This window comes from Vibrio sp. B1ASS3 (assembly GCF_905175355.1).
Lineage (GTDB): Bacteria > Pseudomonadota > Gammaproteobacteria > Enterobacterales > Vibrionaceae > Vibrio > Vibrio owensii.
Map to the genome: position 1 here is coordinate 1113771 of NZ_HG992742.1, position 22627 is coordinate 1136397.

The 22627-nt window shown below is 46.0% G+C and carries 19 protein-coding genes; 11 read left to right on the top strand and 8 right to left on the bottom strand.

The annotated features are described in order from the left end of the window. Nucleotides 1-107 precede the first annotated feature (107 nt). The 3 genes from KJB05_RS05185 to KJB05_RS05195 form a co-directional block, all read right to left on the bottom strand. Nucleotides 108-1403 (bottom strand): outer membrane protein transport protein, encoded by a 1296-nt coding sequence (locus tag KJB05_RS05185; RefSeq protein WP_005438760.1) that lies wholly within the window; start codon nt 1401-1403, stop codon nt 108-110. Between the two features lie 298 nt (nt 1404-1701). Beyond that, complete coding sequence (locus KJB05_RS05190; RefSeq protein WP_020197091.1) at nt 1702-2436, bottom strand: DUF3379 domain-containing protein; 735 nt, start codon at nt 2434-2436, stop codon at nt 1702-1704. Beyond that, on the bottom strand, nt 2429-3022 hold the full coding sequence (locus KJB05_RS05195) for a sigma-70 family RNA polymerase sigma factor (protein ID WP_078608327.1): 594 nt from the start codon (nt 3020-3022) through the stop codon (nt 2429-2431). The genes KJB05_RS05190 and KJB05_RS05195 overlap by 8 nt, the downstream gene beginning before the upstream one ends. A 597-nt stretch (nt 3023-3619) precedes the next feature. Between KJB05_RS05195 and fadI the strand changes: the two genes are divergently transcribed. Both fadI and fadJ read left to right on the top strand, forming a co-directional pair. Then, the gene (gene fadI, locus KJB05_RS05200; protein ID WP_208445898.1) at nt 3620-4927 is read left to right on the top strand and encodes an acetyl-CoA C-acyltransferase FadI; all 1308 of its coding nucleotides are present in this window, start codon (nt 3620-3622) and stop codon (nt 4925-4927) included. Then, a complete protein-coding gene (gene fadJ / locus KJB05_RS05205) occupies nt 4927-7041 on the top strand; it encodes a fatty acid oxidation complex subunit alpha FadJ (protein ID WP_208445899.1) in 2115 nt (704 codons plus the stop codon). The genes fadI and fadJ overlap by 1 nt, the downstream gene beginning before the upstream one ends. Nucleotides 7042-7108: 67 nt before the next feature. Here fadJ and KJB05_RS05210 read toward each other — a convergent pair whose 3' ends face one another. Then, nucleotides 7109-7363, bottom strand: coding sequence for a hypothetical protein (locus tag KJB05_RS05210; protein ID WP_009707352.1), 255 nt, complete (start codon nt 7361-7363; stop codon nt 7109-7111). A 97-nt stretch (nt 7364-7460) separates the two neighbouring features. Beyond that, complete coding sequence (locus KJB05_RS05215) at nt 7461-10238, bottom strand: insulinase family protein (protein ID WP_208445900.1); 2778 nt, start codon at nt 10236-10238, stop codon at nt 7461-7463. Between the two features lie 377 nt (nt 10239-10615). On the opposite strand from KJB05_RS05215, the gene sixA reads away from it, so the two are divergent. After that, nucleotides 10616-11080, top strand: a complete 465-nt coding sequence (gene sixA / locus KJB05_RS05220) for a phosphohistidine phosphatase SixA (RefSeq protein ID WP_208445901.1) — start codon at nt 10616-10618, stop codon at nt 11078-11080. A 103-nt stretch (nt 11081-11183) separates the two neighbouring features. Here the strand turns inward: sixA and smrB are convergent, their stop codons facing one another. Next, on the bottom strand, nt 11184-11714 hold the full coding sequence (gene smrB, locus KJB05_RS05225) for an endonuclease SmrB (RefSeq protein ID WP_009698558.1): 531 nt from the start codon (nt 11712-11714) through the stop codon (nt 11184-11186). 61 nt (nt 11715-11775) lie between these two features. Here smrB and prmB point away from each other — a divergent pair, with 61 nt between their 5' ends. Both prmB and aroC read left to right on the top strand, forming a co-directional pair. Next, the gene (gene prmB / locus KJB05_RS05230; RefSeq protein ID WP_005433096.1) at nt 11776-12708 is read left to right on the top strand and encodes a 50S ribosomal protein L3 N(5)-glutamine methyltransferase; all 933 of its coding nucleotides are present in this window, start codon (nt 11776-11778) and stop codon (nt 12706-12708) included. Nucleotides 12709-12929: 221 nt separating this feature from the next. Next, entirely contained in the window at nt 12930-14015 is a 1086-nt protein-coding gene (gene aroC, locus KJB05_RS05235) for a chorismate synthase (protein WP_033005857.1), read from the top strand. Between the two features lie 85 nt (nt 14016-14100). Here aroC and KJB05_RS05240 read toward each other — a convergent pair whose 3' ends face one another. After that, nucleotides 14101-14724: a trimeric intracellular cation channel family protein gene (locus KJB05_RS05240; protein WP_009707348.1), complete on the bottom strand. Its 624-nt coding sequence runs from the start codon at nt 14722-14724 to the stop codon at nt 14101-14103. Nucleotides 14725-15052: 328 nt separating this feature from the next. On the opposite strand from KJB05_RS05240, the gene KJB05_RS05245 reads away from it, so the two are divergent. The 3 genes from KJB05_RS05245 (at nt 15053) to KJB05_RS05255 (ending at nt 16563) form a co-directional block, all read left to right on the top strand. Continuing rightward, a complete protein-coding gene (locus KJB05_RS05245; protein ID WP_208445902.1) occupies nt 15053-15583 on the top strand; it encodes an elongation factor P hydroxylase in 531 nt (176 codons plus the stop codon). 15 nt (nt 15584-15598) lie between these two features. Then, nucleotides 15599-15862, top strand: a complete 264-nt coding sequence (locus tag KJB05_RS05250) for a YfcL family protein (RefSeq protein ID WP_005433127.1) — start codon at nt 15599-15601, stop codon at nt 15860-15862. Between the two features lie 176 nt (nt 15863-16038). Beyond that, on the top strand, nt 16039-16563 hold the full coding sequence (locus KJB05_RS05255; RefSeq protein ID WP_208445903.1) for an NADPH-dependent FMN reductase: 525 nt from the start codon (nt 16039-16041) through the stop codon (nt 16561-16563). A gap of 120 nt (nt 16564-16683) precedes the next feature. On the opposite strand, the gene mnmC is transcribed toward KJB05_RS05255, so the two are convergent. After that, entirely contained in the window at nt 16684-18702 is a 2019-nt protein-coding gene (gene mnmC, locus KJB05_RS05260; protein ID WP_208445904.1) for a bifunctional tRNA (5-methylaminomethyl-2-thiouridine)(34)-methyltransferase MnmD/FAD-dependent 5-carboxymethylaminomethyl-2-thiouridine(34) oxidoreductase MnmC, read from the bottom strand. Nucleotides 18703-18830: 128 nt separating this feature from the next. Between mnmC and fabB the strand changes: the two genes are divergently transcribed. The 3 genes from fabB to KJB05_RS05275 all read left to right on the top strand — a co-directional run bounded on the left by fabB (nt 18831) and on the right by KJB05_RS05275 (nt 22505). Then, the gene (gene fabB / locus KJB05_RS05265) at nt 18831-20042 is read left to right on the top strand and encodes a beta-ketoacyl-ACP synthase I (RefSeq protein WP_005433116.1); all 1212 of its coding nucleotides are present in this window, start codon (nt 18831-18833) and stop codon (nt 20040-20042) included. 319 nt (nt 20043-20361) lie between these two features. Further along, entirely contained in the window at nt 20362-21495 is a 1134-nt protein-coding gene (locus tag KJB05_RS05270) for a 4-phosphoerythronate dehydrogenase (RefSeq protein ID WP_208445905.1), read from the top strand. Next, on the top strand, nt 21492-22505 hold the full coding sequence (locus KJB05_RS05275) for an aspartate-semialdehyde dehydrogenase (protein WP_005433088.1): 1014 nt from the start codon (nt 21492-21494) through the stop codon (nt 22503-22505). Before KJB05_RS05270 ends, KJB05_RS05275 begins: the two co-directional genes overlap by 4 nt. Nucleotides 22506-22627: the final 122 nt, after the last annotated feature.

Below are 22627 nucleotides of genomic sequence, written 5' to 3' on the forward strand. Positions count from 1 at the left end.
ACACGTGTGCGCCCAATCTCGGTGAATGGAAAACAATAGATAAGAAAAAAGGCTGGAATTCCAGCCTTTTATATAGAGAGTACTTATATTAGCTTGTCGCGTAATGCTTAGAAGCTGCGGCTGTACTGTAAGCCGAATAGAATCGCGTCCGCACGTGTTGTACCAGATACTTGCGATAGAGTTACATCACCAATGCCAGGGACTGTTGAACCAGTAACTTCGTTTACATCTACGTCTTTACCAACTAGGTAAGTGAAGCCAACATCAATGTTAGATTCTTTGTCGATGTGGTAAGTGGTACCCACAGAGAACCATTGACGATCTGAATCCGGTACAGAGATAGAAGTTGTCTTATCTTGTGCACTTGTATCGTACATGTAGCCAGCGCGTAGCGTCCAATCAGAGTTCATGTAGTACGTACCACCAATAGAGTAGTGCCAACCGTCTTGCCAGTTGTACTCGTTCAGAGTTTGAGTCGTACCATTGATTGTTGCATCCAGTTTATCAAATGCCTTCCAACCGATGTATTGAACGCTGTAGTGTACCGCAAACTTAGTATCTGTAATTTTGTGGTAACCAGAGAACTCAGCAATGTCTGGCAAAGGCATGTGTAGCTTACCGTTGCTGTCTGAATTTGTTAGATATTGAACGTCGCCTTCAGCTTCGATCTCTGGGCTGTAACGGTAAGAAAGACCGAAACGGTTGTTCTCGTCTAGTTCAAAGACAGTACCCACGTTAAAGCCAACGCCAAAACCTGTTGCATCAGCATTTAGCAAAGACGTACCTTGTGGAATTTCACCAGCAGCACAACCCATAGGGGTAGGGAAAGCACACAGTCCTGTACCTGCACTACGTTTCAATTTACCCGCACCGTAAATTAGGTCTAGACCAGCACCAAAGCTCCACTGTTCGTTTAGACGGTAAGAACCTGCCACACCAACGTTTACACTCTTAACATCAGTAAGGCCGCCGTATTCAGACCAAGATAGGCTGTTCGAGAATTCAGTTTTAGTACCGAAGTTAGAGTATGCGTTTACACCCCAAGCAAACTTTTCATTAACAGGAACAATGAGGTGGATGTTAGGTGCTACCGATGTACCGCCTGCATCATCGTAAGATTCAGCAGCTGAGCCGTTGTAGCTCATATTTTTTGCAGTGATATCAGTAGTGATAGTTTCAAAACCTAGCGACAGTTCCATTTTGTCAAATAGAGCCATTGCTGCTGGGTTACGAGCCATTACAGATGCGTTATCTGCAATTACTGCATCACCTGCGAATGCACGACCGATACCAGTCGCTGATTGTGCGTTTAGCTGGAAACCAGCTGCCATTGCTTGACCAGATGCCATTGCAACCGTCACTGCTAGGAGAGTCTTTTTAAACAGACGCGTATTCTGAGTCATTATTTATTCCTTATTAGTTTCGTCTCTTTGGACGATAAGTTGAGCTTTTGCTCAGTGGCGCAGATAGTAGTATTAAGAGTGGACCATACAAATCCGACCATTGGATAAATTTGAATAAAAATTGCAGAAATGATGTCTAAATGTCGGGAAATTGCACCTAAAGTGCATAATTTAGAGTTTTGACTCTAAACCCAATAGGTGGGGTGAATGTTTTGCTTTGAATTTATAAACAAAAAGCCGCTAAATTTCGAAATTTAGCGGCTTTTTACTGTTTAGTATTGTGGTTTCGATGAAGTTCTTACATCGGTTCCATCATAGGAGCGAGTTTCGCTGCGATGGCTTCAACGTCCTCACCGCTGTTACCAACAAGAATCATGCTTGCTTTACCTACGGGCTTCACAACGCCGCTCATACCATCTTTATCAAAGTCGACTTTCTGATCACTCTTCACGTCAGTAACAAACATGGTTACTTTGCCTTCTTTTCCTTGGAAGACCATATGAAGGGCATTGTTCGACTCACCAAAGCCACAATGATTCAGGTAGTAGACGTGGTAAGGGAAGTCGCCATTGATTTGATAATGGAAAGGCATCATCTTGGCGTTTACTTGCCTATTAGAAACATTCTCGTCTAATTGGTTAACGAACTCTTTCTCAGCCACGACGTGCTTCATTGCGGTGTCAGCTAGGCTTGCTTGCGCTGGAGAAACAATGACATTGCCCCAGTTGATTTGACCTACAAGTAGACCAGCAGTAAACGCAACCGATGCAGCCAGTGCCATCGCTTTACGAGCAAAATTCGGTCTTACCACTTTGTCGTCATCTAGCGCGTTTGACGTTTGGCTAAACAGAATTTTGTCGGCAAGGTCTTCAGGCACATCCACATTCATGGCTTGCTTGATTTTAAGGTCGAGATCCAAAACGTCATCAACAAACTTGCTGTTAGCGTCGTTCTCAGCTAAAGCTTGCAGAATCTCTTCATCCTTCTGTTTTGGATCCGACAAAATACGACGACGAAATTCTAAATCATCCATTTTTTTGTCCTCTCTGAGTATCTTGAGAATCCAACATCTCTTTTAATTGATTACGGGCACGGAATAGGCGCGTCATTACTGTGTTCTTGTTTAAATCAAGAATGTCACCGATTTCTTCTCCACTGAAACCGCCTACAACTTGAAGAAATAAAGGTTCACGGTATTCGACGTCGAGCTTCATGATCTGAGCTTGCAGCCATTCCTGTTGATGATGTGGGTCATCGCTGACTTTAGCATCATTGCCGTAGTCATCGATATCAACCAAATCAAATTGTTTACGCTCGAAGCGGCGTGCGTTTTCTCGTCTTAATATGGTAATAAGCCAAGATTTTGCAGCCTTTTCATCTTGAAGACTATCCAGCGACTTCCATGCACGCAGACAGGTCTCTTGAACCAAATCTTCTGCAACCGCCTTATCCTTGCACAACCAGTAAGCGTAGCGATACAAGTCTCTGTGATAGCCCCGAACAAGAGCTTCGTATTTTCTTTGTCTGTCCATATCAGAGTTGACCGGACTGTTGGAATTTTTCTTTCCAAACATTTTAAATATTGCCACAGGAGCCTCCGTCTTGCTCTGTGAGGTCATAGTTCGATTTGACTACATCTGTATGTAGTTTAGCAGCAGCACAATATACTTCTTCTACGATCAAGCACTTATTTGAAGTGATGATAATTTATTCTATATCGTTTTAATGGGGTACTTTCCTACACCTTTTTTGGGGCGATTTGAAGTTATTCGAACTTTGATACGGTGGGAACCCGTAAAATCGCCATAAAATTGATCTATTTCAAAATCTCGCGCAGTGAAGGGGCTATAGTACATCTTGTCATCTAGTTAGTCATTGACGACTAACATGTTGAGCAAGATGACACTTCCTTTTGAAGGCTGACTTTACTTTCTCCTAATCAGGAAACTGATTAATTTTACAATTGGCGTATGTTAATTGTTTTATAGATATTCCGACCACACAGTTTTTTGTGGTTGTTTTTTTGCTTTAATTTTACCTTCCGCACACTTCTCCTCTGTTTTACTCACTATAGTTAATCATTCTTAATCGCCTAAGAATCAATGAACTAGAGCAATAGATCTACTCGCTTCACGTTTATTTAAACGCATGTTTGATAAATTTAACAAACTGATTACAATGCATCAGGTCAGACCTCTTGTATTTAAGGAGAAACAATGGGCAAGCAGGAAGTGAAAACACGCCACGGTGAACGTGTTGCTATTGTCGCAGGGCTACGAACCCCCTTTGCTCGTCAAAGCACTGAGTTCAGCCAGGTGCCAGCGGTCGATTTAGGCAAAATGGTAGTGAGCGAAATGCTTGCTCGCACAGACATCGATCCGAAACTCATCGAACAAGTGGTATTTGGACAAGTAGTTCAAATGCCAGAAGCGCCAAACATTGCACGTGAAATTGTGCTTGGTACAGGAATGCACATCCACACTGACGCTTACAGCGTTACTCGCGCGTGTGCGACCAGCTTCCAAGCTGCAGTCAACGTTGCTGAGAGCATTATGGCGGGCAGCATTGATGTTGGTATCGCGGGTGGTGCGGACTCTTCATCTGTCCTACCTATTGGTGTTTCTAAGAAACTTGCCGCGAACTTGCTTGCGCTAAGCAAAACCAAAACGCTGGGTCAAAAGCTCAACACTCTCAAAAAACTCAGCTTTAAAGATTTAATGCCAGTGCCGCCAGCGGTAGCTGAGTACTCGACGGGTCTTTCAATGGGGCAAACTGCCGAGCAAATGGCGAAGTCGCACGGCATTACTCGTGCAGAGCAAGATGCTTTGGCACACCGTTCTCATTCTCTAGCTTCGCAAGCTTGGAAAGATGGCAAAATTCAAGACGAAGTGATGACTGCTTTCCCAGAACCTTACAAAAAGTGGATCTCTGAAGATAACAACATTCGTCATGACTCGACATTAGAAGGCTACGCGAAACTGCGTCCGGCTTTCGACCGTCAATATGGCAGTGTAACAGCCGCGAACAGTACGCCACTAACCGATGGTGGTGCGGCAGTGATGTTAATGCGTGAAGGCAAAGCGAAAGAGCTTGGTATGGAAATACTTGGCTACATCCGCGGTTATGCATTCTCAGCCATTGGTGTGGAAATGGACATGCTAATGGGACCAACATACGCGACGGCAAAAGTGTTGGAGAACACTGGTCTCGAGCTTTCAGATCTAACGCTTATCGATATGCACGAAGCTTTTGCTGCTCAAGCATTGGCGAACGTTAAGATGTTTGCTTCTGATAAATTTGCCCAAGAAAACCTAGGTCGCTCGAAAGCGATAGGTGAAATCGACATGGATAAGTTCAACGTCCTTGGCGGTTCCATTGCCTACGGTCACCCATTTGCCGCAACTGGCGCACGTATGATGACGCAAACGCTGCGTGAGCTTAAACGTCGTGGCGGTGGTCTTGCGTTGAATACCGCATGTGCCGCAGGTGGCCTTGGTGCAGCAATGATTTTGGAGGTTGAGTAATGAGCGAGCAAAAAGCATTTAGTCTAAAGATTGATGAGCAGAACATTGCTTGGCTAGCCATCGATGTGCCAAACGAGAAAATGAACACGTTGCAAGCGGCGTTTGCAGATGAGATGAAAGAAATTTTCGCTCAACTGAAAGACACCAGCGGCGTGAAAGGGATGATTATTCACTCCCTAAAACCAGACAACTTTGTCGCGGGTGCTGACGTTCGTATGCTTGAAGCGTGCACAACGGCGAGTGAAGCGGAAGCATTGGCTAAGCAAGGTCAAGAGTTATTCCAGCAGCTGTCTGATCAGCCTTATCCAGTTGTTGCTGCGATTCACGGCCCATGTCTAGGTGGCGGTTTAGAGCTTGCTCTAGCGTGTGATTACCGTGTGTGTACCGATTCCGATAAAACGCGTCTTGGTTTGCCAGAAGTGCAACTTGGTTTGTTGCCTGGTTCTGGTGGTACTCAGCGCCTTCCTCGTTTGATTGGTTTGTTGCCTTCGCTAGACCTCATCCTTACTGGCAAACAACTGCGTGCCAAGAAAGCGAAAAAACTTGGCGTTGTTGATGCGTGTGTACCGGAGACGATTCTTCTAGATGTAGCGAAGCAGCTTATCGAAAAAGGGAAGAACAAAGGTAATAAGAAGCAATCGACAAAAGAGAAGTTGATGTCGGGCAGCGGCTTAGGTCGTAAGTTTGTATTCGAGCAAGCCGCGAAAAAAACCAATGAAAAGACCCGCGGTAACTACCCAGCAACGGTTGCGATTCTCGAAGTCATTCAGCACGGTCTTGAAAAAGGCTTTGTTCAAGGTCAAGAGCTTGAAGCGAAGCGCTTTGGCGAATTGGTGATGAGCTCAGAATCAAAAGCACTGCGCTCTATTTTCTTTGCTACTACTGAAATGAAGAAAGAAAACGGTGCGGAAGCCGAGCCAGCAGCTGTCAACAGAGTTGGCGTGTTGGGTGGTGGTCTAATGGGTGCAGGCATCAGCCATGTTTCTGTTGCGAAAGCGAAAGTGCCAGTATGTATTAAAGACGTCAGCAATGATGGCGTGCTTAACGCGTTGAACTACAACTACAAGTTGTTCGAAAAACAGCGCAAGCGTCGCATTATCTCTAAAGCGGGCCTGCAATCGAAGATGCTGCAACTGTCTGGTGGCACTGAGTTCACAAGCTTCAATCATATTGATGTGGTTATTGAAGCGGTGTTTGAAGATCTTGACCTTAAACAGACGTTGGTTGCGGATATTGAAGCGAACGCAAAACCAGAAACCATCTTTGCGACCAACACGTCTTCGCTGCCAATTCACAAAATTGCGGAAAAAGCGGAGCGTCCAGAAAACATCGTAGGTCTGCATTACTTCAGTCCGGTAGAAAAAATGCCCCTAGTGGAAGTGATTCCTCACGAAACTACGTCAGAAGAGACCATTTCTACCGTTGTTGCACTGGCGAAGAAGCAGGGCAAGACACCAATCGTCGTGAAAGATAAAGCGGGCTTCTATGTAAACCGTATTCTTGCACCTTACATGAACGAAGCTGCGCACATCTTGCTGGCAAATGAGCCAATCGAACAACTTGATGGTGCACTGCTTGATTTTGGTTTCCCTGTTGGGCCTATCACATTGTTGGATGAAGTCGGTGTGGATATCGGTGCTAAGATCATGCCGATCTTGGTTAACGAATTGGGCGAACGATTTAAAGGTCCAGACGTATTCGACACACTACTGAATGACGGTCGTAAAGGTCGTAAGAGTGGTAAAGGTTTCTACACCTACAAAGGTAAGAAGAAAGAAGTCGATAAGTCAGTGTACAAGCTATTGAACCTGACGCCAGAATCCAAGCTGAGCGACAATGACATTGCATTGCGTTGTGTACTGCCGATGCTCAACGAAGCCGTTCGCTGTTTGGACGACGGTATTATCCGTTCTCCACGCGATGGTGATATCGGTGCGATCTTTGGCATTGGTTTCCCACCATTCCTAGGTGGTCCATTCCGTTACATGGATCAATTCGGTTTGAAAGAACTGGTTGAGAAAATGAACGAGTTTGCATCGAAATACGGCGATCGTTACGCGCCATGTGATGGCTTACTCACTCGCGCGGGTGAAGGTCGTAACTTCTATGATTAATGGCTAGCGCTAAAAAGAGAAAGGCTTGCGTGATGCAAGCCTTTTTTGTATTTGAGGTTATGAGACATTATTTCTTTTTGTCTTTTTTACCCTTGTCGTGGCCTTTGCCTGGGTTGTCGTCACCATGAACGCTTGCGTTACCTTTGTGGTCTTTGTCATGCTTGCCTGATGAACAGTCATCAGACTTAATTGATACATTGTCACCATCAAGGCGCAAACAGTCGTCACTTAGCTCAAAATCATCACCTTTAATCGTGATATCAGCGTAAGCAGCAGGTGCAAGTGGCATTAGTACAGCAGCAATTAAAAGTAGCTTTTTCATGTATTCCTCGTGTTTGCGAATTTATTGAACAAGGTAATTACAGCATAAACTAAATTACTACTTTTACCATTTTATGCCATTTCTACCATTCTTTCTCTCATCCGAGACCGAAGTCTTTCGGGCGTAGCTGAAACTCTTCTATCGAGCCAATTTCTAAACCAAGATTGATACGCGGTGCGTCCTCATGGGCGATGCCTTGTGAATGCATTACCAAACGATTAGCAGTACGAGGTTTAAGCTCATTGACTACGAAGCGAATCATGTCAGTGCGAGTTAACTCTTTAAGCTCTTCCAACACTTTTTCGCGCTGATTAAAGTCGGTGTCTTTGTTGCCAATTGCTACCCATAGGCGCTGCGCTCGCCCACGTAATGTAGTATCAGGTGTTGCAATTTGGTTCCACAATCCGCGTTTACTGCTATGCCACTGGTATTCGTTGAGCTCTAACAACACCATGTAGAACGCATTTAAAAACTCATCGATTGAGGTAACCAGTTCGGCTGGTGCAGCATTCGGTGACTGTACATAAAGCACAATCCCCGGATGGCGGTTAAGTGGCATGTTCCCTGTACCAACCATGTAGCCTAACTGTTGTTTAGTTCGGATCTCGTGGAAGAAGGTTGCCGACATTAAGTGGTTTGCCAAGGAATAAAGTGCAATGTTACGAGGCGAGATGTCTTCGCATTGGTGATAAATCACTACAGCTGAGTCTTGCTGGTTACAGTTCACTTCGCGTTGGAAACTGCCGTTTTCACCCAGCATGACGAGTGGGCGAAGCGCTTCTTCGTAACGTTGTTCTTTTACACGAAGTGCGTCTTTCAATGTGTTTGCCATGTCATGAGCTTGCTGACGCTGCCAATCGCCATAAACAAACATTTCAACATGCAACTCGGCAAGAATCGATTCAACAAACACTGACAGCTCATCCACTTCAATCTCTTCCAATGCTTCAACCAATGTTGCGAATGGTGGATTGTTCGGTTGGAGTAGGCCTGTTAGTGCATTAAAAAGCTGTGAAATAGGACGATCTTGCGATGAATTTCGCCAATTACGTAACAGTTGCTGCTTAATGGTCTCGAAGCGGGCTGGGCTGAACTCACGTGCAGCAAAGCGATGCAGAATCATTTCTAGCAGTTGAGGTAGCTTTTGGCTAAAGCCTGATAATGTCAGCGTAACACCGCCTTGGTGGGCATACATGTTGTAACCCATACCTGCGATTTCAGCTTGATACGTCTCTTTGGCTAGAGAATCGAGGAACATCTCAACACATAGACGCGTTTTCACGATATTTTTCGGTGATGCTACCGCGTGTGAACTATCGATAGCGACGTAAACGACGCCTTTTGGTACTCGGAATTCATCGTCTTGCAAGTGCCATAAACGGAAGCCTTCTACATCCTCCACCAATTCCGGCAATGAGCCTCCGTTTTCAAACGGTTTTGGATCGAGTTCGTAGCAAATGTATGGGTTCTTTTCTGGGAGAACGAATTGCCAACTTGGGTCGATTTGTTGATAGAAACGGCGCTGCTCTTCGCTGAACGGCGTTACTGAGTAAGGCGTGAAGTACCACTCTGCGGTTTGGTTGTATTCCAAGCCTTTCGCTATCAAGGTGACGCGAACATTTTCAACCGAAAGATATTGGAGTAATGAGCGTTGAAGCGCTTCATCATAGCCTGCCATTTTGTAGTCACCATAAACCGTGTCTTCCGGTTGATAGTGCTGCATATTGATCACCAAATGGCTGACCAAGTCCATTGGGCGCGATGGCTCTTGGAAGCGAAAAGCGGATTCCAACACCGCTTGTTTTTCCAAATAGCGCCACTCATCCATGCCATCTTGTTTGATCATGGAGAGATATTGGAATACCGCTTGAACGATGTCATCGATATGGTCCAAGCCGTTTGGCGTCAGGGTGCAACTTACGGTGAAATCGCGGTAGTTACTACCGCTCGCACCACCACCTGCTGAGAGGGAAGTAATCCAGCCTTTCTCTTTGAGTTGAAGCATCAGACTGCCTTCGCCTTCGTAACCCAACAGGTGAGCAAAGTAGGAGAGAGGCTTCACGCTATAGTGCGCATCCATTCCCGGCATTGGGAACGTGAGAATCAGTTTACGGAACTCTTTGATTGGCTCGACTTGAACCAAGATGCCCGTGCTTTCTTCAGTACCAATAGGCACATCGATCGACTTGCCGCGTAGTTGGTGATTTGGAACGTCGGCAAACATGCTTTCTACCCATGCTTGCTGCTCATCAAGAGATTGCGGACCAAACAAAGTCAGCGTCATCAAATCAGCGGAATACTGTGAGTGGTGAAATTCAACTATCTCGTCGCGGATGGATTTGCCATCGCGATCGCCAAGTGTATCTAAGTTGCCGACAGAAAATTTTGAAAACGGGTGCTCTGGGTTGATGACTTCTTTGTTGACTTGATACAGACGGCGAGAATCGTCGTTCAGTTTGAGCTTGTATTCGGAGTCGACCGCTTGGCGTTCTTTGTCTAACGCTTCTTCGTTAAACAGTGGTGCGGTAAAGAATTGGCTGAAGCGATCAAGTGCAGTTTCAAAAGCAGTTGGTGTGACATCGAAGAAGAAACAGGTGTGCTCGGTGCCCGTCCAAGCGTTGTTGGTGCCACCATGTTGACTAATATAACTTTGAAACTCGCCCACTTTAGGGTATTTTTCCGTACCCAAAAAAAGCATGTGTTCTAGATAGTGTGCCAGACCTTGGCGATCCATAGGATCATCGAAGTGTCCAACGTTTACTGCTAGGGCTGCTGCCGACTGTTGAGCCGTGTCGGAATGAATCAGCAACACGCGCAGGGCATTACTCAATGTAATGTAGCGGTATTGATTTGAATCGTTTGGACTTAGGTGCACGATGCGTCTCCAGATTTCGCATTACAGTAATTATGATCCCCGAGCGGGGAGGCGCAAAGTTTGCGCTTCGACAAATACTGCTTGCCGCATTTTTGTTATTCGTAAGAGTACTGCATAAGCCCATCAGCAAATTGCTATGGGGTTCGAGCTATTTGAAGGAATGCACTGAGTTCATAACTTCATCGTAGAATGTGATGAACTGAGTATATTCTTTTTAATAGATTGTTAAGAAAGTCGCTATCTTTAGCAAGCGAATTGGTATAATGAACCGATAATTATATCAGTATTTTTGTTTCGACATTATTAAAGTTAGCCCGCTATCCGTATAAAGATAGCAGTCAACCTTTTGGTAGCGTTAGCTATCCCTAGGAAATAACATGAAAATATTTATCTTGCGTCACGGTGAAGCAGAGCATTTTGCGAACACCGACGCAGAAAGACAACTGATCCCAAGAGGCAGAACTGAATCGGAAGCAGTTGCCCGAGCATGTAAAGAGCAAGGTTTTGCTCAATTCGACAAAGTACTGGTTAGCCCGTACATTCGAGCGCAGCAAACTTGGCAAGAAATCAGCGCACACTTTTCGGCTAAGAGCATCGAAACGTGTGAAGATATCACGCCTTACGGTCAATCCGACCAAGTGTTTGATTTCGCTAATGCGTTGATTGAAGTTGAGAAGCTTGAATCTCTTTTGTTTGTGTCGCACTTGCCGCTGGTGGGCTACCTTACCTCGGAATTTGTGAAAGACATGACGCCACCAATGTTTCCAACATCTGGCTTGGTGTGCATTGAATTTGATCCGCAAACACAACGCGGTGAAGTGCTTTGGCATATCACGCCATAGAACACTAGCTCTCGGGACAATGGTTCGAGAAAAACAAAAAGGCAGGGTTAACCTGCCTTTGTCGTTCTTGCTCGTCCAAGAAGTACTTCTCGAAGTCGGTGAGTTATTTTTCTGGTATGGACAGCAGCACCAGTAGGGCACCATCGCCGCCAAACTCCAGAGGCGCTTGGTGGAATGCCATTACGTCTGGGTGTTGAGCTAACCAAAGCGGCGCTTTCTGCTTCAGAATGTGCTTACCGATGCCGTGTTGTACACACGCACAGTGGATTTCGTTTTTCACGCAGTACGCGATCATCGCACCGAGTTCTCGCTTGGCTTCTTGTTGTGTCATGCCGTGCATGTCTAGGAAGACGTCAGGCACGTACACGCCACGACGAAGACGTTTCACTTCATAAGTGGAGACATCGTCACGCGCATAACGAGTTGGTCCCTCTTCATTAAGAAGCGGAACAAACTCATCAGAAAAGTAAAACTCAGAATCACTCGCTTCACGGTTTGAGCGTGTGATTTCTTTTTGCTTAGTATTTTTTTTTGGTTGCTGGATTATGGTATCCTGTCGCAACTTTTTTACGCCCTGTACTGCATCCTTAAACAAGGCGAAATCGTCATCGTGTTCGGTGTCTTTTTTGCTCATTAGGTAAACAATTTCATTTTTACAATTTATGGCAGTATTGTAGCGCTTTTCGGAGGCAATTTTGGATAAGATTTTTGTAGAAGAGGCGGTATCGGAGCTCCATACCCTTCAAGATATGATTCGTTGGACGGTAAGCCGCTTTAACGCCGCTAACCTGTTTTACGGTCATGGCACTGATAATGCGTGGGATGAAGCGGTTCAGCTTATCCTGCCAACATTATACTTGCCGATTGATGTGCCTCCGCACGTATTGAACTCTCGCCTTACGACAAGCGAGCGTCTGCGTATCGTTGAGCGCGTAGTAAAACGCATCAACGAGCGTACACCAACTGCATACCTAACGAACAAAGCATGGTTCTGCGGTCTTGAGTTCTTCGTTGATGAGCGTGTTCTTGTGCCACGTTCTCCAATCGGCGAATTGATTCAAGCGGAATTCCAACCTTGGTTGGTGGAAGAGCCTACGCGCATCATGGACCTATGTACGGGTTCTGGTTGTATCGCGATTGCTTGTGCGCACGCTTTCCCTGAAGCAGAAGTTGACGCGATCGACATCTCTACAGACGCTCTACAAGTGGCTGAGCAAAACGTACAAGATCACGGCATGGAGCAACAAGTGTTCCCAATCCGCTCTGACTTATTCCGCGATCTTCCAAAAGAGAAGTACAACCTGATCGTGTCTAACCCACCTTACGTGGACGAAGAAGACATGAACAGCCTGCCTGATGAGTTCACGCACGAGCCTGAGCTAGGTCTAGCTGCTGGTACTGACGGTCTAAAACTGGTTCGTCGTATTCTTGCTAACGCACCAGACTACCTAACAGACGACGGTATTCTTGTGTGTGAAGTCGGTAACTCAATGGTTCACATGATGGAACAGTACCCACAAATTCCATTCACTTGGATTGAGTTCGAGAACGGCGGTCATGGTGTATTCATGCTAACGCGTGACCAATTGGTTGAGTGTGCAGAAGAGTTCAAACTGTACAAAGACTAAGTCTTTCGAAATAAACCATTCGAATAAACAATGAAAACACCGAGCCCAGTGCTCGGTGTTTTTTTATCCGCTTCGCACTGAGCTTGGAAAATTTCGGCTGTTTTGTTTTTTCCGCCAAATCGGGCTTTACATCAAAACGTAATACCGCCACTATGATTCCACGAAGAATTGAAAAGCAGTTGCGCTCATGGAGAGCGTGGCGACAAGAACTTGAGGAAGTAATGGCAGGAAACAGTATCGGACAACATTTCCGAGTAACGACATTCGGAGAAAGTCACGGTATCGCACTAGGATGTATCGTAGACGGATGCCCTCCAGGTTTGGAAATCACTGAGGCAGATCTGCAAACGGATCTCGACCGTCGCCGTCCTGGCACATCACGTTACACTACCCAACGTCGTGAACCGGACGAAGTAAAAATTCTTTCTGGCGTTTTTGAAGGTAAAACCACCGGTACTTCAATTGGTCTGATGATCGAGAACACAGACCAACGTTCTAAAGACTACTCAGACATCAAAGACAAGTTCCGTCCAGGACACGCTGATTACACTTACCACCAAAAATACGGTGTGCGCGATTATCGAGGTGGCGGCCGTTCGTCTGCTCGTGAAACGGCAATGCGTGTGGCGGCTGGTGCAATCGCTAAGAAATACCTAAAAGACGAGTTCGGTGTCGAAATCCGCGCTTACTTGTCGCAAATGGGTAACGTTTCAATCGATAAAGTGGATTGGAATGAAATCGAAAACAACGCGTTCTTCTGCCCAGATGCAGACAAAGTCGAAGCGTTCGACCAACTTATCCGTGACCTGAAAAAAGAAGGCGACTCTATTGGCGCAAAAATTCAGGTTGTGGCAACCAACGTGCCTGTTGGTCTTGGTGAGCCTGTATTTGACCGTCTGGATGCAGACATTGCGCACGCACTAATGAGCATCAATGCGGTGAAAGGTGTGGAAATCGGCGACGGTTTTGACGTGGTAAGCCAAAAAGGCAGTGAGCATCGTGATACGCTTTCGCCAGAAGGCTTCGGTAGCAACCACGCAGGCGGCATTCTTGGCGGTATCTCTACTGGTCAAGAGATTGTTGCAAACATCGCGCTTAAACCAACCTCAAGCATTACGGTTCCAGGTGAGACTATCACTAAAGAAGGTGAACCAACTCAGTTGATCACTAAAGGTCGTCATGACCCATGTGTGGGTATCCGCGCCGTGCCTATCGCAGAAGCGATGCTGGCTATTGTCGTTATGGATCACTTGCTACGTCATCGTGGTCAAAACCATGGCGTACAAACCGAGACTCCAAAGATTTAAGTTTGAAACTTAACTCGATAGAAACACAAAAGGCTGCTCAGTGAGCAGCCTTTTTTCATGTATTTTCAATAGCTTTCGATTTGAATCAGTGAATCGAACCTTCGGTTTCCAAGTGGAATGAAGGCAAGCGCCATTTGAATCGTACTGCCGCCATTCGCAGCATGTAACCAGTAATCAGAGTCACAATCGTCGCGGTTACGTCTGGTACGTTGAACTCAAGTAGCGCTAGGTACAAACCTGATGCGATAAGTGCTACCGATGCGTAAAGCTCTTCATGCAACACAAGCGGTGTTTGACGACAAATCAAATCACGTAGTAGACCACCAAATACGCCTGTTACGAGCGCAGACACCATACAAATGCCAGGGTGTAAGCCCATACCAATCGCTACCTTGGTACCGATGATGCTAAATACGATCAAGCCCAGCGCATCCAAACGAATGAACAGACCTTTGAATTTAATCACCCATTTCGCTAAGCCAGTCGTCAGAACACCTGCTACACAAGTGATTGCCAAAAACTCTGGATTCTTTACCCAACCTAGTGGGTAGTGGCCAAGAAGAATGTCGCGCACCGTACCGCCGCCAATAGCTGTTGCACTGGCTACCAACATAACACCAAACCAATCCATTTTTCTTCGGCCGGCACTCAATGCACCAGTCATGGCTTCAGCCGTGATACCAATGATGTACAACACACTTAGCAGCATAAGGGGACACTCAAATAAAAGGGCTCTGTCATGGTCCTTGAGATTAAGGAAAACAGCAGCAAAACTTACCAACAAGATTTAAACCTTGGGGAGAGGCTTAAACCCAAAAAGAATCTCGCTTCAAGTGGCGTTGAAGTCGCCATCGTTAAGCGTAAAAATAAGGCGTGAGTGTAGTGGGAAATGTGATCTGTGACGAATGAGAAATTGTATGGAGAAAGCGACTTTCAGATTAACTCAGCTAATAACCAAACATGTTGTGTGGCTTTACCTGTGTAAGAAAAACAGCGACAATGCGCACCGCATATCAATTTGACGTACAGAATCGATGATGAACCACGAATATCAAGACCTTATCGCTATTTTCAATGACACATTTCTTGAGCCTTTTAACACTGAGTTAGAGCTAGGCGGCGATGAGCCAATTTACTTACCAGCAGATGAAGAACATCCGCATCATCGGATTATTTTTGCTCGTGGCTTTTATGCGTCAGCGCTACACGAGATTGCCCATTGGTGCGTAGCTGGACCAGAGCGTCGTTTGTTGGAAGATTTTGGTTACTGGTACGAACCAGATGGTCGTACAGCACAGGTTCAAGCTGAGTTCGAAAAAGTTGAAATTCGCCCTCAAGCTTACGAGTGGATTCTAGCGAAAAGTGCTGACTTCCCTTTTAACGTCAGTTGTGACAATCTACACGGCGATTTTGAACCAGATCGTCTTGGTTTTATGCACAAAGTGCACAATGAAGTAATGGGTATTCTAGAAAACGGTCTTCCGCCTCGCGTGAAAATGCTATCGGATGCGTTGCGTGCCTTTTACCAAACCAAGCCGCTGGAACCATCTGACTTTATCGTTAAATAACCTCAGAGAAACGCCATGATTATTGAATTTGAAGAAAAACTACTAGAACTGATTGATGCTCGCATTGAAACAGCATCGGATGATGAACTGTTTGCTGGTGGTTATTTACGTGGTCACATTTCTCTGTCTGCTGCAGCGTGTGAAGAAGAAGGCATTAACGATGTGACTGAGCTTAAATCTCGCATCGAAAACAGTCTTGAAGAAGCACGTTCAGAACTAACGCCAGCCGATCGCGTGATCGTGAGTGATCTATGGCAAGAGCTTCAAGCGCAAGCTTAAGTCTCATTCAGTTATATATGCTTCGATTGGCAGCGCTAAGCTTCTGGTTGAAGCAAAAAGAGTTGAAATAAACTCCTTCGAAATTTTCGAATCTCTCCTTAAAATTTTTGTGGTTGTAGCACACTCGTTCACCTTTTACTCTTGTTAGTACAAAACGTGAACAAAGGACTACAACCATGAAAATTATCGCATTCGGCGCTTCTACTAGCTCTACCTCTATCAATAAAACCCTTGCAACTTACGCTGCTAACCTTGTCGAAGGTGCAGAAGTTCAAGTGTTAGACCTCAATAGTTACGATGTTCCTTTGTTCAGTGAAGACAAAGAGAAAGAAATCGGTCAGGCGGAAGGCGCAAAAGCGTTTCTTGCTGACATCGCAACCGCGGACGCTTTGGTGATTTCTTTTGCCGAGCATAACGGCTCTTACCCAGCAGCGTATAAGAATCTATTTGATTGGGCGACACGCATCGAGCGCAACGTATTCCAAAATAAACCGGCGGTGTACTTAGCGACTTCACCTGGCCCTGGTGGTGCACAAACGGTACTCGCTGCGGCAACAGGGTCTGCGCCTTACTTTGGTGCTGAAGTGAAAGCATCGCAATCTATTCCAAGCTTCTACGATAACTTTGATTTGGAAGCGGGTGAGTTTCGTAATGCGGAAATTGCAGAGCAGGTGAAAGCGGCCGTGGCGGCGTTGAACTAAACACTTGTAACCCCCTCTAACTCCCCCTTGGAAAGGGGGAGGACCAATGCGGGGTTAAGAACTTGTTCCTCCCCTTTTTAAGGGGAGGCTAGGAGGGGTTCTTTGCACAATCGAAAAACGTTACAACTCAGTAATCGTCTTACCTTTACGTAGCTTTCTTACCCACATACGGCTTGGGTGCAGCTCAGTCAGCACATCAACAGGCAGTGGTAACGGGTCGCCACAGATTTGTGATGCCAACACCTCGGCCATTAAAGGCGCAGAGCTCAAACCACGAGAACCTAAACCTAAGAAACAGAATAGGTTAGGGAACTGGTGAATCGCGTCAACGTCTTGCTCTTGTTGATTTTGCAGATCCGCATATTGCGCTTTGATGGTTTCAAAGTCGCCTACGTTACCGACAAATGGAAGGTGGTCACGGCTAACACAGCGAATGCCTTGGCGTGATAAATTCCCAGAGGTATCCACTTCTTTCGTCCAAGCTTGATTCGGCAGGCACTTCACCAATTTCTCTGCATTGTCTTTTTGTGCTTCTTCGTCAAACTCGTAATCTAGGTGGCTGCGGTCGTAGCTTGCACCGATGCATAAGTGCTGATTATTCGGGTTAACAGGTGTCATGTAACCGTCGTAACACAATACTGTTTTCAGCTTAGACAGCGTTTCAGTTGCAGGTGCATGGCTAACTTGACCTTTTACCTGCCCCATTGGTAGATCGGCAGTTTGGCTTAGTGTTTGGAATTCACTGCCGTTAGCAACCACTACAGTTGAATGTTCAAAGCTTTGGCCGTTAGCCTTCAATATCCAAACCTTTCGCGCTTCATCCCAATCTAGCGACTCGACTTGATGCTCGAACTTCGCTTCGAAAAGCTCGGTGTTTTCTAGTTGAGCAATCAAACCACGAGTCAGTTCAGCAGGGCATAACCAACCGCCAAGAGGGTAGTGGACCGATGCCATATCAATCGGCAAGCCTATTTTTTCCGCCGTCTCTTCAGCAGATAGCTTGTGAATCAACTCTGGCGTGAAATTGCCAGCGAGCATCTTCTCTAACTTGTCTGCGGATTTGCCATCCCACATCAGCTGAGTAATGCCACACCAATCGTGATCAAATTGGATATCTTGCGCTGTTTGGTCAACAAACTGACGGGCAAACAAAAAGCCCGGAGCGAACACGCGTGAAACGCCTTTGTGTGGACCATTTAGTAATGGGTACACAGCACCTTGGCGGTTGCCTGATGCGCCTTCTGCAGGTTGAGCGTTTTTGCAGTAAAGCGTGACATTTTGACCACGGCGAACCAGCGTTTTAGCCAGAGCGGCACTAGCAATACCACCACCAATAATCGCGATGGAATCATGATTGGTCGACGCAGTGCGGTTGAACCAAGGTAGGTGGTTTGAATGCGCTTCACGTTGCTCCATCGAACCTGCGATCATTTCACGCTTGGTGCCGAAGCCTTTGACTTTTTTCATTGCAAAGCCCGCTTCGTTTAAGCCGCGACGCACAAAGCCCGCTGCTGTAAAGGTTGCGACAGTACAATCCTGTTTCGCCAATTTTGCCATGCCGTTGAATAGGTTTTGGTTCCACATCTCTGGGTTTTTGCTTGGTGCAAAACCGTCTAAGAACCAAGCATCAATCAAGCCTTGTTCAGCATAAGGAACAAGCGGCATGCAGTCTTTGATATCACCAAACCATAGGTCGAGCGTGATAGCGCCGTCTTCTAAAACAATGCGATGACACTCAGGCACAGCCGCTGGGTAGTGCTGTTGCAGCTTTTTCGCAAATTCTGCCAACTCTGGCCAAGATTGATGCGCTTTTTCTAGATCAGCTTTGCTCAGTGGGTACTTCTCAAAGCTAACGAAATGCAATTCTTTTAGCGTTGCCTCTGGATATTCGCGACGAAATTCGGTAAACCATTGCCACACGGCTAAGAAGTTCAACCCTGTGCCAAATCCGGTTTCACCAATAACAAAACGTCTTTGGTCAAATTCCTGCCATCTTTCTGGTAGATGATTTTGTTTGAGGAACACGTAACGCGTCTCTTCGAGACCGTTTACGTTGGAGAAATAAACATCATCAAATTGGTCAGAAACCGGTGTACCAGCTTCGTTCCAACCAAGTTCTGCGTTTTTAATCGAAGTCATAATGGTGCAAATATGTGATTTGGCGCGGTTAGAATTCGGCGATTGTACGAATTTCTGGGAAAGCTGACCACTTTTGTTGACTATCTTAGTTATTATCTAGCGGATTTTTGAATTATAGGAATGTCATAATGAAACGAGTCGTAATCACCGGTATGGGTATTGTTTCAAGTATCGGTAACAACGTCGAAGAAGTTCTAGCGTCTCTTAAAGCGGGCAAATCTGGCATCACTGCGTCTGAGCAGTTTAAAGAAAACGGTCTGCGTTCGCAGGTGTGGGGTGATCTGAAAATCAACCCTGCAGAGTTTATTGACCGTAAGCAGATGCGCTTTATGGGTGATGCGGCTGCTTATGCATACCTATCAATGCAGCAGGCAATTGAAGACGCTGGTCTATCTGAAGAACAAGTTTCAAACGATCGTACAGGTATCGTTGCTGGTTCTGGTGGTGCTTCTGCATTAAACCAAACAGTAGCAACTGACACGATGCGTGCGAAAGGCGTAAAACGCGTAGGTCCTTACATGGTGCCACGTACTATGTCTTCAACAGTATCTGCGTGTCTTGCAACACCATTTAAAATTCGTGGTGTGAACTACTCAATGAGCTCAGCTTGTGCAACGTCTGCACACTGTATCGGTCACGCGATGGAGCTTATCCAACTTGGTAAACAAGACATCGTATTTGCAGGTGGTGGTGAAGAGCTAGATTGGTCTCAAACTATGATGTTTGATGCAATGGGCGCACTATCTACTAAGTACAACGAAACGCCAGAAAAAGCTTCTCGTACTTACGATGCAGACCGTGACGGTTTCGTTATCTCTGGTGGCGGCGGCATGCTAGTTATCGAAGAACTAGAGCACGCACTAGCACGTGGCGCGAAAATCTACGGTGAAATCGTAGGTTACGGCGCGACTTCTGATGGCTACGACATGGTAGCACCATCAGGTGAAGGCGCAGTTCGTTGTATGAAGATGGCAATGCAAGATGTTGACGCTATCGACTACATCAACACACACGGTACTTCTACTCCTGTAGGTGACGTGAAAGAGCTAGGCGCTATTCAAGAGCTATTCGGCGACAACAGCCCTGCGATTTCTGCAACAAAAGCAATGACAGGTCACGCACTAGGTGCAGCTGGCGTTCACGAAGCGATTTACTCAACGCTAATGCTAGACAACAATTTCATTGCGCCAAGTGTGAATATCTCTAACTTGGATGAAGCAGCACAAGGTCTAGACATCGTAACGGAAGCTCGCGACGCTGAGCTAACGACTGTTATGTCAAACAGCTTTGGTTTTGGTGGTACAAACGCAACATTGGTAATCAAAAAGTACCAAGCGTAAGCGACCCAAAGCTAACTGAATTTGTTGGTCGGAATATCACTGTGATTTCCCATACGGCGTAAACGGACCAACAAACCAGTTTCCAGAGCTTGATCAGTCAAACTGATCGAACAGACGCAGACTCTATCCCAAGGAGAGCGGGATAGGATCCTTTTGTTCTGGAACTTTGCCCGGCTAATTTAGCCGGGCTTTTTCTTTTCTGAAACCTGTTTTTGCTCGCTCTAGTTGTTGAGATTTTTCAAGAAAAGGGCACAATCGCTTTAGCTTCGCATCTTGCGAATAAACGAACTCATACAAATGGATGTTAAACGCTGGCGCTATGAAAATTATTGTTGATGAAAATATGCCGTACGCTGAAGAGCTATTCAGCCAACTCGGTGAAGTGATTCTAAAACCCGGTCGTACACTGACAGCCGATGATTTAGTGGATGTAGATGCGCTAATGATTCGCTCAGTTACCAAAGTAAACGCAGAACTGATCAGCAAAGCAAACAAGTTGAAGTTCGTTGGTACGGCGACGGCGGGCATGGATCATGTTGACCAAGCACTTTTAAAAGAGAAAGGCATTTTCTTCACCGCTGCACCAGGATGTAACAAAGTTGGTGTTGCTGAGTATGCGTTCAGCGTCATGATGGTGCTAGCACAACAGCAAGGCTTCTCTGTTTTCGATAAAACCGTTGGCATCATCGGTGCGGGCCAAGTGGGCAGTTACCTTGAGAAATGTTTGAAAGGCATGGATATCAAGGTGCTCATCAATGACCCATTTAAGCAAGAAGAGGGCGATTCTCGCAGTTTCACTCCGTTAGCAGAGCTCATCGAACGTTCTGACATCATCACGCTTCACACACCTATCACTAAAGATGGCCCACACCCAACCCATCATTTGATTGATGAGAAGGTGTTAAATGGTCTTCGTAGCGATCAAATTCTTATCAATGCGGCACGCGGTCCAGTTGTCGACAACCAAGCACTGAAGCAACGTTTACTGAAAAACGACGGCTTTACAGCGGCACTCGACGTATTTGAATTTGAACCAGAGGTTGATATGGAGCTTCTGCCTCTGCTAGCATTCGCAACCCCTCACGTTGCAGGCTATGGTCTGGAAGGGAAAGCTCGCGGTACGACGATGATTTTCAACAGCTACTGTGAGTTCTTAAATAACGAATTACGTGCGCATGCCAGCGATTTACTGCCGACCGCGCCTGTCCCGACTATGGTATTGGACAGAGCATGGGATGAAGCAACGCTGCACAACATCACGCAGTTAATCTATGATGTGCGTAAAGATGACGCTCTTTTCCGCCGCGAAATCAGTAAGCCAGGCTCTTTTGACCTGATGCGTAAAAACTACTGGGATCGCCGCGAGTACAGCGCTGTCACGCTAGTGGGTAACGAAACAAGCAATCTTGCACCATTAGCAGAACTAGGTTTTCAGGTTGAGGTAAGTCAATGAGCCAGCAATACAATGTTGCCGTATTAGGTGCGACCGGTGCGGTCGGTGAAACAATTTTGGAAGTGCTTCAAGAGCGCAAATTCCCAGTAGGCGAAATCTTCCTGTTGGCAAGTGAACGCAGTGAAGGCAAGACTTACCGTTTCAATGGTAAAACAATTCGCGTACAAAACGTGGAAGAGTTTGATTGGTCACAAGCGCACATCGCTCTGTTCTCTGCTGGTGGTGAACTGTCAGCAAAATGGGCTCCAATCGCAGCAGATGAAGGCGTGATTGTTATCGACAACACATCACACTTCCGTTACGAGTACGATATTCCTCTTGTTGTGCCTGAAGTAAACCCAGAAGCGATTGCAGAGTTCCGTAACCGTAACATCATTGCGAACCCGAACTGTTCAACCATTCAAATGCTGGTGGCACTAAAGCCTATTCACGATGCAGTGGGTATTGAGCGTATTAACGTATCAACGTACCAATCGGTTTCTGGTGCAGGTAAGGCGGGTATTGATGAGCTAGCAGGTCAAACAGCGAAGTTGCTAAACGGTCTGCCAGCAGACAAGAAGCAATTCTCTCAACAGATCGCATTTAACTGTATTCCACAAATCGATCAGATGATGGAAAACGGCTACACCAAAGAAGAAATGAAAATGGTGTGGGAAACGCAAAAGATCTTTAACGACCCATCAATCACCGTAAACCCAACTTGTGTGCGCGTGCCAGTATTCTACGGCCACGCAGAAGCACTTCACGTTGAAACGCGCTCACCAATCGATGCACAAGAAGTCGTTAACTTGCTTGAGCAAACTGACGGTATCGAAGTATTCCACGGCGAAGACTTTCCAACACAAGTTCGCGATGCGGGCGGTAAAGACCACGTAATGGTAGGTCGTATCCGTAACGATATCAGCCATCACAGCGGCGTAAACCTATGGGTTGTTGCAGATAATGTTCGTAAAGGCGCAGCAACTAACGCGGTTCAAATCGCAGAAGTTCTGATCCGCGACTACTACTAAGTCGACCTCGCTAAGAACCTTTAAGCCTCGCACTATGCGAGGCTTTTTTGTTCGAACGGCGTAAAATTGTGTGAGATTAGTACGAATATGGTGAGAGCCACACATTTTTTACCCTCAACGCT

What these genes read in the sequence shown, in the direction of transcription:
- KJB05_RS05185 (WP_005438760.1), bottom strand. Translation starts at nt 1,403, where the DNA reads ATGACTCAGAATACGCGTCTGTTTAAAAAGACTCTCCTAGCAGTGACG.
- smrB (WP_009698558.1), bottom strand. Translation starts at nt 11,714, where the DNA reads ATGAGCAAAAAAGACACCGAACACGATGACGATTTCGCCTTGTTTAAG.
- fadI (WP_208445898.1), top strand. Translation starts at nt 3,620, where the DNA reads ATGGGCAAGCAGGAAGTGAAAACACGCCACGGTGAACGTGTTGCTATT.
- fadJ (WP_208445899.1), top strand. Translation starts at nt 4,927, where the DNA reads ATGAGCGAGCAAAAAGCATTTAGTCTAAAGATTGATGAGCAGAACATT.
- KJB05_RS05190 (WP_020197091.1), bottom strand. Translation starts at nt 2,436, where the DNA reads ATGGATGATTTAGAATTTCGTCGTCGTATTTTGTCGGATCCAAAACAG.
- mnmC (WP_208445904.1), bottom strand. Translation starts at nt 18,702, where the DNA reads ATGACTTCGATTAAAAACGCAGAACTTGGTTGGAACGAAGCTGGTACA.
- aroC (WP_033005857.1), top strand. Translation starts at nt 12,930, where the DNA reads ATGGCAGGAAACAGTATCGGACAACATTTCCGAGTAACGACATTCGGA.
- KJB05_RS05240 (WP_009707348.1), bottom strand. Translation starts at nt 14,724, where the DNA reads ATGCTGCTAAGTGTGTTGTACATCATTGGTATCACGGCTGAAGCCATG.
- KJB05_RS05210 (WP_009707352.1), bottom strand. Translation starts at nt 7,363, where the DNA reads ATGAAAAAGCTACTTTTAATTGCTGCTGTACTAATGCCACTTGCACCT.
- KJB05_RS05245 (WP_208445902.1), top strand. Translation starts at nt 15,053, where the DNA reads ATGAACCACGAATATCAAGACCTTATCGCTATTTTCAATGACACATTT.
- KJB05_RS05270 (WP_208445905.1), top strand. Translation starts at nt 20,362, where the DNA reads ATGAAAATTATTGTTGATGAAAATATGCCGTACGCTGAAGAGCTATTC.
- fabB (WP_005433116.1), top strand. Translation starts at nt 18,831, where the DNA reads ATGAAACGAGTCGTAATCACCGGTATGGGTATTGTTTCAAGTATCGGT.
- sixA (WP_208445901.1), top strand. Translation starts at nt 10,616, where the DNA reads ATGAAAATATTTATCTTGCGTCACGGTGAAGCAGAGCATTTTGCGAAC.
- KJB05_RS05275 (WP_005433088.1), top strand. Translation starts at nt 21,492, where the DNA reads ATGAGCCAGCAATACAATGTTGCCGTATTAGGTGCGACCGGTGCGGTC.
- KJB05_RS05250 (WP_005433127.1), top strand. Translation starts at nt 15,599, where the DNA reads ATGATTATTGAATTTGAAGAAAAACTACTAGAACTGATTGATGCTCGC.
- KJB05_RS05195 (WP_078608327.1), bottom strand. Translation starts at nt 3,022, where the DNA reads ATGACCTCACAGAGCAAGACGGAGGCTCCTGTGGCAATATTTAAAATG.
- KJB05_RS05255 (WP_208445903.1), top strand. Translation starts at nt 16,039, where the DNA reads ATGAAAATTATCGCATTCGGCGCTTCTACTAGCTCTACCTCTATCAAT.